Below are 13,838 nucleotides of genomic sequence, written 5' to 3'. Positions count from 1 at the left end.
GCTGAGGCCGTGCAGGATCTCCTGGTCCCGCGAATTGAGGGCGAGCAGGTTTTCGCTCGATAGCTGGGCGCGCCGCCGGGCTGCCGGTTCAGGTCCTGGCGGCGTAGATCTGGTCGAGCATCGAGCCCAGCCGATCGAAATCCACCGGCTTCGTCAGATGGGCGAAGAAGCCGGCTTCGAAGCTGGTGTCGCGGTCGCTGGGCTGGCCGTAGCCGGTGATGGCGATCAGCGCGGGCGGATTGATCAGGTCGGCGCGCAGGCGCTTGGCAACGTCGTGGCCGTTCATGCCGGGCAGCCCGATGTCCAGCAACACCACGTCGGGCCGTTTCGCCTTGACGGCCTCTATCGCGGCAAAACCATCGTGCTCCACCGAGCACGAGTAGCCCAGCGATTCCAGCAGCAGTGCCAGGGTTTCCGCCGCATCGCGGTTGTCGTCCACGACCAGCACCAGCTTTTCGCCCTCGCCGCGTTCGGTCGGCCGAGGCATGTCGGGTGTGGGCGCCGCCGGCAGGCGCACCACGAATTCGCTGCCCTCCCCCGCGCGCCCGGTGCTGAACACGCTGACGTAGCCGCCATGAAGCTGCGTCAGCTGCTGCACGAGGCTCAGGCCCAGCCCGAGCCCGCCGCGCGTGCGCGCCAGTTCGTTTTCGCCTTGCACGAAGAGTTCGAAGACCCTCTCGAGATCCTTGCGCGGGATCCCCGGGCCGTTGTCCTTGACGCTGATCTCCGCTTCCGAGGCGTTGGCACCGTGGGTGCCGAGGCGGATCGCGATGCACCCGCCGTCGGGAGTGAACTTGGACGCGTTGTGAGCCAGGTTGCCGATGACCTGGATCAGCCGCGCCCTGTCGCCCGTGACCCAGGGATCGGCCCCGTCGACCTGCAGTTCCAAGACCTGCGACTTCAGCGCCATGGCAGGGCGCATGGCCTCCACCCCTTCGACGACCACTTCGCGAAGCCGCACCGGCTTGGCTTCCAGGTGGATGCGCCCGCTCGTGATCCGGCCCACGTCCAGCAGGTCGTCGATGAGCCGCGTCATCTGCCTGAGCTGGCGATCGATGATGCCGCGCGTCCTGTTCAGCACCAGCGAGCCCGTCTCCTCGCGCTTGAGAAGCTCCAGCGCGTTGGAGATGGGCGCGAGCGGGTTGCGCAGCTCATGGCCCAGCATTGCAAGGAAGGTGGTCATGCGCCTTCCCTCGTCCTCCAGCGTGATGATGCGGCGGCGCTCGGTGAGGTCGCGGGTGACCTTGGCGAATCCCTTGTGCTGCCCGGCGGCGTCGTAGATGGCCGTGATCACCACGCTGGCCCAGAAGCGGGTTCCGTCCTTGCGCACGCGCCAGCCTTCGTCTTCGAAGCGTCCCTCGCGCAGCGCGTTGGCCAGTTCCTCGGCGGGCCATCCGCGCGCGGCGACATCGGGCGGATAGAACTTCGAAAAGTGCTGGCCGATGATCTCGTGTGCCTTGTAGCCCTTGTTCTTCTCCGCGCCGAGATTCCAGCTGACCACGTGGCCGCCGGGGTCGAGCATGAAGATCGCGTAGTCCTTGACTCCTTCGACGAGCAGGCGGAACCGTTCCTCGCTGGCGCGCAGCGCATCTTCGTGCTTTCGCCGGTCGCTGTGATCGCGAATGATCTTGGAATACCCGCGCGTGGCGCCGTTGGCGCCTGGCAGGCGGGTGATGACGATATTGGCCCAGAAGCGCGTGCCGTCCTTGCGCAGGCGCCAGCCCTCGTCCACGAAGCGCCCCTGCTTGCCGGCCTGCGCCAGCTCCTCGTCGGGCAAGCCGCGCGAGAGCGTCTCCTGCGGATACAGGACGGAAAAATGGCGCCCCAGGATGTCGGCGCCGTCGTAGCCGCTGAGCTGGCGTGCCCCGGCGTTCCAGCTCACGATGTTGCCGTCCGGGTCCAGCAGGATGATGGCGTGATCGGTGAGGCCGTCGACCATCTGGCGATAGTCGGCATCGGTCAGGGAGGCGACGGACAACCCGGGCTGTTCGCTGGCTTTCATCGGTTCAGCAGGCATGTCTGGCCCCGGCTCGTGGAGTCTTGCAAGTGTGGTCCATTGCACTTGAACAGCCCGTGGGAAGATTCCTACTCCGGAGCGGAAGCCGAGGCCTCCTCGGCCGCTTCGCGCGGCAGTTCGTACAGGAAGAATGGCGGCACGCCGGGCCGGCTGCGCTGCAGCAGGGGCTTGGCAACGTTGTAGACCGGCACGCCGTTGATGGTGCGCGCCTCGAGCGTGCCCCGGTGCGCGTGGCCGTGGAACACCGCATCCATCGGGTAGCGCAGCAGCGGCTCCTCCAGCCGGCTGCTGCCCAGGAAGGGAAAGATCTCCACCGGCTCGCCCTGCACCGTGCCGGCGATGGGCGCGTAGTGCAGCAGCGCGATGCGGCGCCGCGTGCGCAGCTTGGCCAGCGCCGACTCCAGCTTCATCGCCTCGTTCAGCGCCTCCTGCACGAACAGCTTGATCGCCGGCTCGCCCCAGGCGCCCAGCGAGCCGCGCCCGAAGCCACCGGCAAAGCCCTTCACGCCGGCGATGCCCACGCCCTCGATCTCGCAGGCCGAGCCATCGAGCACGCGGACGCCGGCATGCATCAGCGCACCGGTCACCGCCTCGGGCGTGCCGGACTCGTAGTCGTGGTTGCCCAGCACGGCGACGATGGGGATGTGGATCGCACCCAGCTCCTCGACCAGCACCCGGGCCTCCTCGGCCGTGCCGTAGTCGGTGAGGTCGCCACACAGCAGCAGCGCATCGGCCTCGTCGGCGGCCTGGGCGAAGAGGCTGCGCAGCGTGCCGGCGGAGTCCTTCTGGACATGGATGTCGCCGACGGCGGCAAACCGGATGTGGGAGGACGATTTGGGATTGGGCATGGCGACGCGGCTCGATGAATGCGAGCGCCAGAATGTGCCGCGCCGCGGTTCGCCGTCATCGGCCCCATCCCGCAGCGGCTGTAGGCGCATGCCGACGTTCGATGGGGCCCTTTGCTCCGGGCCGCCGCCTGTGGCCAGCCCTAGCTTTCATGCATGTCGCCCTTCACCGCGCTCGCGCCTTCGCTGGAAGAAGAAGTCGACCCCCACGTGGCCGATTTCTATCGGCAGACCTTGCGCGCCTTGAACGGTGCGGGCATTCCCTTCCTGGTGGGCGGAACCTTCTCGCACGCGTGCTACACGGGCATCCGCCGCTCGACCAAGGACCTCGACCTGTTCATCCACCGCGAGGACTACGAACGCATCGCGCAGCTCGTGCGGCGGCACGGCTGGCGCACCGAGCTGACCCATCCGCACTGGCTGGCCAAGGTGTACGACGGCCCCGAGTTCATCGACCTGATCTTCAATTCGGGCAACGGCGTGACGCCGGTGGACAAGCGCTGGTTCCGCGGCAACTGCCGCGCCGAGATCCTGGGCGTGCCGGTGCTCATCGCCAACGCGGAGGACAGCCTGCTGTCCAAGGCCTTCATCATGGAGCGCGAGCGCTACGACGGCGGCGACATCGCCCACCTGCTGGAGGCCAATGCGCAGCGGCTTGACTGGGTCAGCCTGCTCGAGCGCTTCGGCCCGCACTGGCGGGTGCTGCTGGCCCACCTCACGCTGTTCGGCTACATCTACCCCGGTCAGCGCCATCACATTCCGGACTGGGTCATGTCCCGGCTGATGGAACGCCTGGCCGATGAAATGCGCGAGCCGCCGGCCACGCACGAGAACGTGTGCGCCGGCACCCTGCTGTCGCGCGAGCAATACATCCACGACGTGGAGCGGCTGGGCTACGTGGACGGACGCCTCACCGGCGCGAGCAGCATGACGGCCGAGGACGTGGCGTTGTGGACCGCGGACATCCACGCCAGGAAGCCGCATCGCACCGCGGACGGGCCGTAGCCTGCGCAGTTGCGTCGGGGTTCATGCGGTGCGGGCAGCCACCAGCGCCGCCCACGGCATGCGGCGGAAAGCCACGTCGAGGCTCACGGTGCCGCCGGCGGCCGCCACGGGCTCGCCGGTCAGCACGTTCTTCAGCACGCCCCCGTCGTGGCCTGCGGGAAGCCGCACCGCCGTGCCGCGCCACCTCGCCGCATCGGGCAGGGCCGGGGCATGGTCCATCGCTTCCCGATGCGGAAGCCCGACGAACAGCCGGCTCGCCACGATCACGAGCATGCGGTCGCCATGCAGCCGCCCGAAAGCCACGACGTTCCTCGACAACGGCCCCTCGACCTCCAGCGGTTCGTAGCTGCCCTCCTGGAACAGCAGCGGCTGCTGCCGCCGCAGCGACAGCAGCCGCCAGATGAACCAGAGCTTCGCGCGGCCGTCGTGCGGGGCCGCCGCCAGCGCACCGACCCGCTCGGCAAGAGCGTCGCCCTCGGCCACGGCATGCAGCTCGTCGAGGCGCTGCTGGCGCAGCGCGTAGTCGACCGGGCGCCGGTTGTCCGGATCGACGAGGCTCAGCTCGATGAGTTCGCTGCCCTGGTAGAGATCCGGCACGCCGGGGGAGCCGTACTTGAGCAAGGTCAGGGTCAGGCTGTTCCACGCGCCGAACCACGCCAGCCTGTCCGCCATGCGCTGGATGTCGGACAGGCAGGCGCCTTCGCTCGGGTCGCCCAGGATCTCGCGCACGAAGGTCTCCAGCACCGCCTCGTAGTCGGCATCGGGATGGGACCATCGCGTGCGCAGCTTCGATTCGCGCGCGGCCTTCTGCATGTAGTGCCAGATGCGGTTGCTGTAGCCCGCGACTGCATCTGCGGCCAGCCCGCCCACCGGCAGGGTGCCGAGCAGCGTCTGGTAGAGCAGGTATTCGTCCGCGCGCGAGGGAGCCTCGCCGCCGGGCAGCTTCCTGTGCGCGCCGCGGCACTGCGCGTGCCATCGCGCCAGCGCGTGCATCCATTCATCGGGCATCTCGGACAGCACGTCGATCCGGTTGCGCACGTCCTCCGAGCGCTTGTTGTCGTGCGTCGAGGTGGCCAGCATCGTGTGCGGCCAGCGCAGCGCGCGATCGGCGCTGAGCGCGTGGAATTCCTCGACCTCGATGCCGAAGCGGTCGGGCTCGCCGCCCACTTCGTTGAGCGAGCAGAGCGGAAAGTAGCGGTAGAACGCGGTGTCTTCCACGCCCTTGGCCGCCACCGGCGCGCTGAACTGCTGGAAGCGCCGCGCGAAGTGGCGCGCCCGTTCGCCCAGTGCCGGCGCGGCCTGGACGGCCTCTCCCCGCAGTGCGCTGCGCACGAAGAGGAAGATCGAGCGGTCGGCATCGCCGCTGCTGCGGGCGGCCGCGTCGACGGCTTCGTCGATGACCCGCTCGTCCTGTCCCGAGAGGCCATCGACGATGTAGGTGCGATACACCGGCATGCACGAAGCCACGCCCGCGAGGGCCCGGCGCAGCGCGTTGAGCGTGTAGTCGCGCGTGCTGCGGTCGGCGCGGGCGATGCGCAGCAGCTCGGTGGCCAGCACGTTGAGCTCCGACGCCAGCGCGCTGCGCATCACCTCCCGCCGGCCCGCCCGCGCCACCGCGGCAAAGTCCTGCGTGTCGCCGGTGAAGCGCTGCCAGGCGTGGAGAACATCCGACTCGGCTGCCGCATCGACCAGCACGCCGTTGGCAACGTTGGCGAAGCGATAGCCCGTGGTTCCATGCACGTGCCAGGTCTCGGGCACTTCCTCGTTCGCACCCGCGATCTTCTCGGCCACCACGTACAGCGGCCGCGCGGGCCGCCCTTGCGCGTCGGCGGCCGGCAGCATGAGGCCGGCACGGCGCGCATAGCCCTCCTGCAGCTTGCGGAAGTAGCCGGCGGGGTCGTAGAGCCCGTCGGGGTGGTCGATGCGCAGGCCGTCCACCGCCCCGGACGCAGCCAGCTCGAGCACGAACGACTGCGTGGCCTCGAACACCTCGTCGCGCTCGATGCGGATGGCGGCCAGGTCGTTGATGTCGAAGAAGCGCCGGTAGTTGATCTCGTCGGCTGCCATCCGCCAGTGCGCGAGCCGGTAGGCCTGCGCCTCGATCAGCCGGTGCAGTGCGTCGCGCGCTTCCGGCAAGGCGAGGTTCAGCTCCGCCACCGATGCCTGGATCGCCTGCGCCACCGCGGGGCGCCGCCGCACGAGCAGCGCAAGCCGCGCCTTGAGCAGCTCCTTGTCGCGCACACGTTCCGCGCGTTCTTCCGGCGACGCCGCATTGCGTCCGGGCAGGTGGCCGAACGCGGTGGCAAGGCTTGCGAGATGCCCGGAGGCGGTCGCATCGCCGAGCCGCGCGAGCGCCCGGTGCAGCACCGCCGGATAGCTCTCCGGCGCGAGCGGAAAGCGGTGATCGAAGTAGCGGATCGCCAGGCTGCCGGCCGCATCCTCGAAGCGAAGGATCAGTTCACCGTTTTCCAGCACCTCGCCATAGTGCCCACCGAGCACGGGCAGCAGCACCCTGCCGGCAAGCTCCACGTTGAGCGGTTGCCAATCGATGTCGAAGTGCTGAGCGAACAGCGAGGCGGGGCCGTTTTCCAGCACGTCCATCCACCATGCGTTGTCGGCGCCGAACACGCCCATGTGGTTGGGCACCATGTCCAGCAGCTGGCCGAGACCGTTGGCCTTCAGCGCGGCAACGAAGCGCGCGAAGCCTTCGGCGCCACCCAGCTCGGGGTTGATCTCCGCGTGCGCCACCACGTCGTAGCCATGCATGCTGCCGGCGCGCGCCCGCTGGATCGGCGAGCAGTACACGTGGCTCACGCCGAGCCTTGCGAGATACGGCAGCACGCGGATCGCCTCGTCGAAGCCGAAGTCCTTGTGGAGCTGCAGCCGGTAGGTGGCGCGCGGCACGCGGGTCTGCAGGCCCGGCGATGCCGCGTGTTCGACAACGCGCGGCCTCTGGGCACGCAGCAACCGGCCGAGGCCGCGCATGCGTTCGCCGCCGGCCAGCGCCGTGCTCGAAACGGGCAGCTTGCGCCGCCAGTTGGGATGCGTATCGACCGTGCCCGGCATGTTGGCCTGGGCGACCACCTCCGCCACGTCTTCGAGCTGGACCAGCATCAGCGCCGACGGCGAGGCCGCCAGGAATGCATGCGCCGCTTCCACGATGCGGCCGGTCGGCATCGCAAGGCCGGCGGCCTGCGCCATGTCTTCGCGCGACAGCAGGCCGGCCCGCAGCATCGCGTGCATCAGCTGCATGCGCTCGTGCGCCCGGTCCGTCAGCTGTTTGTCGAAGATCGCCGGATCGGGGAACAGGCCAAGCGCGAGGCGCTCCCGAAGGTCTTGCGCCGTCCACCAGCCCGCGAAGGTCGCAAGGTCGTGCGTGCTGACCGCGGCCAGCGCGGCCGGCGGATAGGCGGCGGGCGGCTTGAATCCGCCGCCCTGCGGCTCCTTCTCGAAATACAGCAGGCGATAGGACAACACGTCGGCACGCAAGAGCGCGTCGCGCAACGCGTCGTCGACCGTGCCCAGGTCTTCGCCCACCACCATGCAGCGGTGCCGGTGGCTCTCTATCGCCACCACGGCCAGCATCTCGTCCAGCGCGTAGTGGACGTAGGCGCCCTCTTTCGCATCACGCCCGGGCGGAATCCAGAACAGGCGCATCAGGCCCATCACGTGGTCGATGCGCAATGCACCCGCGCCACGCATGCCGGCACGCAGCGTGTCGATGAAGTAGCGGTAGCCCTCCGCGCGCAGGCGGTCGGGGCGCAATGGCGGCAGGCCCCAGCCCTGTCCCGCAGGGTTGAACTCGTCAGGCGGCGCACCGATGCTGGCACCTCCGGCAAGGCCCTGCTGCAGGGCCCAGGCATCGGAACCGGCGCGGTCGACCGACACCGCCAGGTCCACGTACAGGCCAACACCCATGCCGAGCGCGCTGCAGCGCGCGGCGGCCGCAGCCAGCTGGCGGGCGGCCAGCCACTGGAGGTACTGGTGGAACTGCACGCGCTGCGCATACACCACCGCGAATGCACTCACCTCGGCGGAATCCGGGTCCTGGTAGGCACTCGGCCACGCGTGCCAGTCCCACGCGCCCCCTTCGTGCGCGAGGAAGTGGGCTTGCAGCGCTTCGAAAAGAGCGTGCCGGCGCAGCGCCTCGCCACGCTCCGCGACGAAGGCCATGAACTCCTGGCCCGTTTCGTCGGGCGGCCCTTCGGACGGCAGATGGCGCTCGCAGAAATGGCTGAACAGCAAGGCGAGCACTTCGAACTTCGCGGCAGCCACGCCGGGGTAGTCCACCAGGGGCGTTGCGCGCAAGGCGGCAAGGCGCGACTGGAAATCGGGCGAATGCACCCGCTCGCGGGCCGGCGCGCAACTGGCGAAATCCGGCACCGCCTCCACGTCGATGTAGAGCGCATTGAGCTGCAGGCGGGACGAAGGGCTGTAGGGGCTCGCGTGCTGCGGGGTACTGGCGAACAAGGCGTGCAGCGGGTTGAGGCCGATGATGTCGGCGCCCTGCGCCGCCATCTGCACGGCCAGTTCTTCAAGATCGCTGAAGTCGCCGATGCCCCAGTTGCGCGGCGAGCGCAGGCTGTAGAGCTGTAGCGACACGCCCCACGCGCGGCCGCCGTCGCGCACCGCGGGGGGCCGGTAGCAACGGCCCGGCGAGACCAGCACCAGCGTCTCCCCGCGCAGGCCTTCGCCTTCGATGCGCAGCCTGCAGTAGCCTGCTTCGAGGCTCGATGGGAGGTGCAGGACGCGCTCGCACACATGCCCGCCGCTTTCGATGCGGCCGGTTTCGGGCAGCGCCCCGGCATCCGCTTCGCCCTGCCGCGCACGGCCTTGTTCGTCGATGAGCTCCCATCGAAGCCGGCCAGTCGAGACCGGCAGCCGCAGCGGCACCTGCCACCCGCGGCTCGACGCCTGCACGGCCACGGCCGGCGGCAGCACCTCGGCGCTGCGCGCGCGGTGTGCCGCCTCGAGGGCGTGGGCCGCGTCGGCCGCATCGCCGATGTGCATGCCGAACTCGGCGAGCAGCGCAATCAGGCTCTGCGCAGAAACCTCGCGACGAACGCCGAATGCGTCGACATAGCCGGTGTCAATGCCGAAATGCTCGCACAGCCGCCCAAGTTCGCCTGTGACGCCGTGGTGGTGCGGTTCATGCGCCATGCAGCTCTTCCAGCGTCACATGCACCGCGCCGCGTGCGCAGCGCAGGCTGCCCTGGCAAGCGGCCGCGCCGTCGCTATGGATCACGGCGCCCGGCGACGGCTCGACGCCATCGGCCGGCTGCGAACCGAAATGAGCGAGCAGGTACAGCCGCGCCCCAGCCTGGCCTTGTTGCAAGGGCCCCAGGCTCCACTGCACCCGGAGCAGGCCGTTCTCGCAGCGGTAGCTGCCCGCGCCTGCGGTACCGGCGAGCCGCGGCACCACGAAGCGCTGGCGCAGGCGCAGCAGTTGCGTCACCTCGCTGAGCCTCGCGAAATGCGCGCGCGCGCCGCGCTCGCGCCAGTGCAGCTTCGACGCGAGAAAGGTCGATTCGGCGTTGGGGTCCGGAATGCGCGCGCGGGCTGCCTCATCGGCAAACGCCGCGAAACCGCCGAACTCCGAACGCCGCCCATCGGACACCGCCGCCGCCAGCTCGGGGCCGAAGTCGCAGAAATACTGGAACGGCGTGGAGGCGGCGAACTCGTCGCCCATGAAGAGCATCGGCACATGCGGGCACAGCAGCAGGCAAGCCATCGCCGCGCGCAGCAGCACCGGATCGCCGAGCGCGTGGATGCGCTCTCCGAATGCGCGGTTGCCGACCTGGTCGTGGGTCTGAAGGAAGGAAACGAACGCCTGTGGCGGCAGCCGCGTGCTCGGCTCGCCGCGCCGATCGCCCTGGCGGAAGAGCGAGGGCTGCCCCTGATAGACGAAGCCCTCGGCCAGCGCCTGCGCGAAACGGCAGACCGGGTCGTCGGCATAGTCGGCGTAGTAGCCATCGCGCTCGCCGGTGGCCAGCACGTGCACCGCGTGGTGCAGGTCGTCGTTCCACTGCGCCGTTGCCGCGACCGGCAGGCCGTGGTCGTCGCGTACCAGCATCGAGGCCTGGTTGGCATCGTTCTCCACCACCAGGTGGATGTGGCGCTCGCGGGCGGGGCCGGCGTCCAGCGCCTCGCGGATCTCGCGCACGATGTGCGGCCGCGTTTCGTCGTGGATCGCGTGGACGGCGTCCATGCGCAGGCCGTCGAAGCGGAACTCCTCGATCCAGTAGAGCGCGTTGTGCAGGAAGAAGTCGCGCACGGTGCGCGAGCCCGGTCCGTCGAAATTGATCGCGGCGCCCCACGGCGTCCGGTGCCCGGGGTTGAAGAACTCGGGACAGTAGGCATGCAGGTGGTTGCCCTCCGGGCCGAAGTGGTTGTAGACCACGTCCAGCAGCACCATCAGGCCGAGCGAATGCGCGGCATCGACCAGCGCCTTGAGATCGTCCGGCGTGCCGTAGGCGGCGTCCGGGGCGAACGGCAGCACGCCGTCGTACCCCCAATTGCGCCGGCCCGGAAAGTCGGCCAGCGGCATGAGCTCGATGGCGGTGATGCCGAGTTCGGCCAGCTCGCCGAGCCGTTCCCGCGCCGCATCGAAGGAGCCCTCCTGCGTGAAGGCGCCGACGTGCAGTTCGTAGACCACCGCCTCCTCCCACGGGCGGCCGCGCCAGGCGTCGTCGGTCCACCCGAAGCGGTGCGGGTCCATCACGGCGCTCGGGCCGTGCACGTCGTCGGGATTGAATCGCGAGGCCGGATCCGGCACGCGCGAGCCGTTGGCCAGCAGGTAGCTGTATCGGTCGCCGTGCCCTGCCTGCGGCACCAGCAGCCGATGCCAGCCGCGGTGGTCGCGCTCCATCGGCCTGGAGACCGCGCCGCCCCCGGCGGCGCGGTGTTCGAGCACGACGGACGGCTCCGAAGGCGCCCAGAGGGCGAACTCCACCCCGCCACCCCCCGCCTGCACGGTGGCGCCGAACGGCATGTGGTGCGAACGGGTGCTCATGGGATGCCTCCGGGGTTCATGGCCTCATGCCGGGCCGGTTCAACACCGCGAGCGAGCGGCATTGCAGGGGGTAGGCCGGCTGCGTCCACGCCGGGGCCGGCGTGGCGGCGTCGACGGTGGCGAGCGGCGGCGCGCTGCCGGCGGTGTCGACCAGCAGCCGCCAGGCCCCATGCGGGGTCGCCGGCAGCGTGAAGGGAATCTCGTCGTGGTGGGCGTTGAACAGCACCAGGAAATCGTCGTCGTGCTGCGCCTCGCCGCGCGGCCCGCGGTCGACGATGCCGCCGCCGGGGATGTACATCGCGATGCAGCGCGCGTTCGCGTCGTTCCAGTTCTCGGGCTGCATCTCCGTGCCGTCGGGCTTGAGCCAGTGCACGTCGGTCACGCTCTCGCCTTCCGCCGGCTGGCCCGCGAAGAACGAACGGCGCCGGAACGATGGATGCGCTCGGCGCAGCGAGATCATGCGTTCGACGAAGCTCGTGAGCGCCGAACTCTCCGGCGAGGGCATCCAGTCGAGCCAGCCGATCTCGTTGTCCTGGCAATAGACATTGTTGTTGCCCTGCTGCGTGTGGCCGCGCTCGTCGCCCGCCAGCAGCATCGGCACACCCTGCGAGAGCAGCAGCGTGGCCAGCAGGTTGCGCTTCTGCCGCTCGCGCAGCGCGAGCACTTCGGGGTCGTCGGTGGGGCCCTCGGCGCCGCAGTTCCACGAGACGTTGTGGTTGTTGCCGTCGCGGTTGTCCTCGCCGTTGGGCTCGTTGTGCTTGTCGTTGTACGAGACGAGGTCGTGCAGCGTGAAGCCGTCGTGCGCGGTCACGAAGTTGATGCTGGCGGTGGGCTTCTTGCCGGACCAGCCGTACAGGTCCTCGGAGCCGGTGACGCGCCTGGCCATCTCGCCGAGCAGGCCGCCATCGCCCTTCCAGAAGCCGCGCATGCCGTCGCGGTACTGGTCGTTCCATTCGGCCCAGCCGAGCGGGAAGTTGCCCACCTGGTAGCCGCCGTGGCCCAGGTCCCAGGGCTCGGCGATGAGCTTCACGCGGTTGAGCGTCGGGTCCTGGCGGATCGCGTCGAAGAAGCCGCCGAGGTTCTCGACCTTGCCCGACTCGCGCGCCAGCGCCGAGGCCAGGTCGAAGCGGAAGCCGTCGACGTGCATCTCCTCGGCCCAGTAGCGCAGCGAGTCCATCACCAGCTGCAGCGCGTGCGGGTGCTCCAGGTTCACGGTGTTGCCGCAGCCGGTGAAGTCGTCGTAGTAGCGGCGGTTGTCGGCGTTGGCGATGTAGTAGGAGGCGTTGTCCACGCCGCGCATCGACAGGGTGGGTCCGAGCTGGTTGCCTTCGCAGGTGTGGTTGTAGACCACGTCGAGGATCACCTCGATGCCTGCCGAATGCAGCGTCTTCACCATGGTCTTGAACTCCTTCACCTTGCCCGAGGCGCTGTAGCGCGTCTCGGGCGCGAAGAAGGCCAGCGTGTTGTAGCCCCAGTAGTTCTGCAGGCCGCGCTCGGCAAGGTGCCGGTCGTTGAGAAAACTGTGCACCGGCAGCAGCTCCACCGTGGTCACGCCCAGGCGCTTGAGGTAGTCGACCACCGGCGCGCAGCCCAGGCCGGCGTAGGTACCGCGCAGCGCGGGCGGCACGTCGGGGTGCGTCATGGTGAAGCCGCGCACGTGCATCTCGTAGATCACCATGTCCTGCCACGGCACGAGGGGGCGGCGGTCGTCTCCCCAGGTGAAGGCGGTCTCGAGCACGCGGCCCTTGGGCATCAGCGGCGCGCTGTCGCGGCGATCGAAGGAAAGGTCCTCGCGCTTGCTGCCCACGGTGTAGCCGTAGAGCGCGTCGCCCCAGCGCAGCTCGCCCGCCAGGTCCTTCGCATACGGGTCGACCAGCAGCTTGTTGGCGTTGAAGCGGTGCCCCTCCTCCGGCTTGTAGGGGCCGTGCACGCGGTAGCCGTAGGCCTGGCCGGGGCGCGCCTCGGGCAGGTAGCAATGCCATACGCCGTCGGTGCGTTCGCGCATCGCGATGCGCTGCAGCTCGTGGCGTCCGCGCTCGTCGAACAGGCACAGCTCGACGCCGCTCGAATGCTGCGAGAACAGGGCGAAATTGACGCCCCCTCCGTCCCAGGTGGCGCCGCGCGGATACGGTCGGCCGGGCCAGACGGCCGTGATCGACGGATTGGGTTTTCGTGTCATTCAATGCGGCAGGTGATCATTGCCGGGACGCGGGGTGGAACTGTCGACAGTGGTCACGTTCGGCGGCGGCGGCTTGCCGCCCCTGATCTGCCTCGGCCACCAATGTTCGATCTGCGCCTTCGCCCAGTCCTTGCCTGCCAGTCCGAAGGCCAGGGCGAGCGCGAAGACCACGCCGGCGAGGATCACGAGGAAGCTCTCGCGCACGATGTCGCCGCCGACCTTGATCTGGTCGAGCGCGATCAGGATCACGAAAGCCATCACCGCGTACTGCGCCACCTTGCCGAAGAGGGCCGCGTCCTGCATCTGGATGCCGCGGAAGTAGCTCGACACCGCGTCGCCCACGAAGCGCGCGAAATAGGAGCCGAAAGCCAGCACCAGCAGCGCCACGAACACGTTCGGCACGAACCAGACGATGCGCCCGAGCAGGTCGGCGATGTAGCTCAGCCCCATGCCGTTGAAGGCGATGAGCAGCGAGGCGAAGATCACCAGCCAGTACGCGAGGATGCCGAACAGGCTGCTGGTGTCCCCCGCGAGCCCGCCCTGGCGCAGGAAGTTGTCGAGCCCCGCGCGCTCGGTCAGCACGTTGAAGTTGACGGCGCGCAGCGCCCTGGTCACCGCGAAGCGCACCGCCTTGGCGACCAGCCAGCCGGCGATGACCACGACCACCGCGATCAGCAGGCGCGGCACGAAGGCGCCGACCTGGTAGAGGATGGCGCGCAGCGGCTCCAGGTGAATGCCGAAGTTTTCCATGGTGTGAGCTCCCTTGGGGTTGCGTCGACA

At 69.3% G+C, this 13,838-nt stretch carries 7 protein-coding genes; 1 reads left to right on the top strand and 6 read right to left on the bottom strand.

Going from position 1 to position 13,838, the window contains the following annotated elements; all coding sequences use genetic code 11:
* Positions 1-88: 88 nt before the first annotated feature.
* Entirely contained in the window at positions 89-2,002 is a 1,914-nt protein-coding gene (locus PMI12_RS12930; RefSeq protein WP_049965684.1) for a PAS domain-containing hybrid sensor histidine kinase/response regulator, read from the bottom strand.
* An 83-nt stretch (positions 2,003-2,085) separates the two neighbouring features.
* The gene (locus PMI12_RS12925) at positions 2,086-2,865 is read right to left on the bottom strand and encodes a metallophosphoesterase family protein (RefSeq protein ID WP_007832934.1); all 780 of its coding nucleotides are present in this window, start codon (positions 2,863-2,865) and stop codon (positions 2,086-2,088) included.
* A 153-nt stretch (positions 2,866-3,018) separates the two neighbouring features.
* On the opposite strand from PMI12_RS12925, the gene PMI12_RS12920 reads away from it, so the two are divergent.
* The gene (locus PMI12_RS12920) at positions 3,019-3,867 is read left to right on the top strand and encodes a nucleotidyltransferase (protein ID WP_007832932.1); all 849 of its coding nucleotides are present in this window, start codon (positions 3,019-3,021) and stop codon (positions 3,865-3,867) included.
* Positions 3,868-3,888: 21 nt separating this feature from the next.
* Here the strand turns inward: PMI12_RS12920 and PMI12_RS12915 are convergent, their stop codons facing one another.
* From PMI12_RS12915 to PMI12_RS12900, 4 genes are read right to left on the bottom strand one after another with little or no spacing between them, the layout of a single operon-like run.
* Positions 3,889-9,027 (bottom strand): malto-oligosyltrehalose synthase, encoded by a 5,139-nt coding sequence (locus PMI12_RS12915; RefSeq protein WP_007832921.1) that lies wholly within the window; start codon positions 9,025-9,027, stop codon positions 3,889-3,891.
* Positions 9,017-10,879 (bottom strand): malto-oligosyltrehalose trehalohydrolase, encoded by a 1,863-nt coding sequence (gene treZ / locus PMI12_RS12910; protein ID WP_007832919.1) that lies wholly within the window; start codon positions 10,877-10,879, stop codon positions 9,017-9,019. Before treZ ends, PMI12_RS12915 begins: the two co-directional genes overlap by 11 nt.
* A 16-nt stretch (positions 10,880-10,895) precedes the next feature.
* Entirely contained in the window at positions 10,896-13,058 is a 2,163-nt protein-coding gene (gene glgX / locus PMI12_RS12905; protein WP_007832914.1) for a glycogen debranching protein GlgX, read from the bottom strand.
* On the bottom strand, positions 13,059-13,808 hold the full coding sequence (locus PMI12_RS12900; protein ID WP_007832912.1) for a mechanosensitive ion channel family protein: 750 nt from the start codon (positions 13,806-13,808) through the stop codon (positions 13,059-13,061).
* Between the last annotated feature and the right edge of the window lie 30 nt (positions 13,809-13,838).

The organism is Variovorax sp. CF313 (genome assembly GCF_000282635.1).
Lineage (GTDB): Bacteria > Pseudomonadota > Gammaproteobacteria > Burkholderiales > Burkholderiaceae_C > Variovorax.
Note: the sequence above shows the minus strand (reverse complement) of the source record. Positions and strands in the feature narration are given on the sequence as shown.

Bases quoted from the DNA above. Each gene is read 5' to 3' on its own strand.
- PMI12_RS12930 (WP_049965684.1), bottom strand. From the start codon at position 2,002: ATGAAAGCCAGCGAACAGCCCGGGTTGTCCGTCGCCTCCCTGACCGAT.
- PMI12_RS12925 (WP_007832934.1), bottom strand. From the start codon at position 2,865: ATGCCCAATCCCAAATCGTCCTCCCACATCCGGTTTGCCGCCGTCGGC.
- PMI12_RS12920 (WP_007832932.1), top strand. From the start codon at position 3,019: ATGTCGCCCTTCACCGCGCTCGCGCCTTCGCTGGAAGAAGAAGTCGAC.
- PMI12_RS12915 (WP_007832921.1), bottom strand. From the start codon at position 9,027: ATGGCGCATGAACCGCACCACCACGGCGTCACAGGCGAACTTGGGCGG.
- treZ (WP_007832919.1), bottom strand. From the start codon at position 10,879: ATGAGCACCCGTTCGCACCACATGCCGTTCGGCGCCACCGTGCAGGCG.
- glgX (WP_007832914.1), bottom strand. From the start codon at position 13,058: ATGACACGAAAACCCAATCCGTCGATCACGGCCGTCTGGCCCGGCCGA.
- PMI12_RS12900 (WP_007832912.1), bottom strand. From the start codon at position 13,808: ATGGAAAACTTCGGCATTCACCTGGAGCCGCTGCGCGCCATCCTCTAC.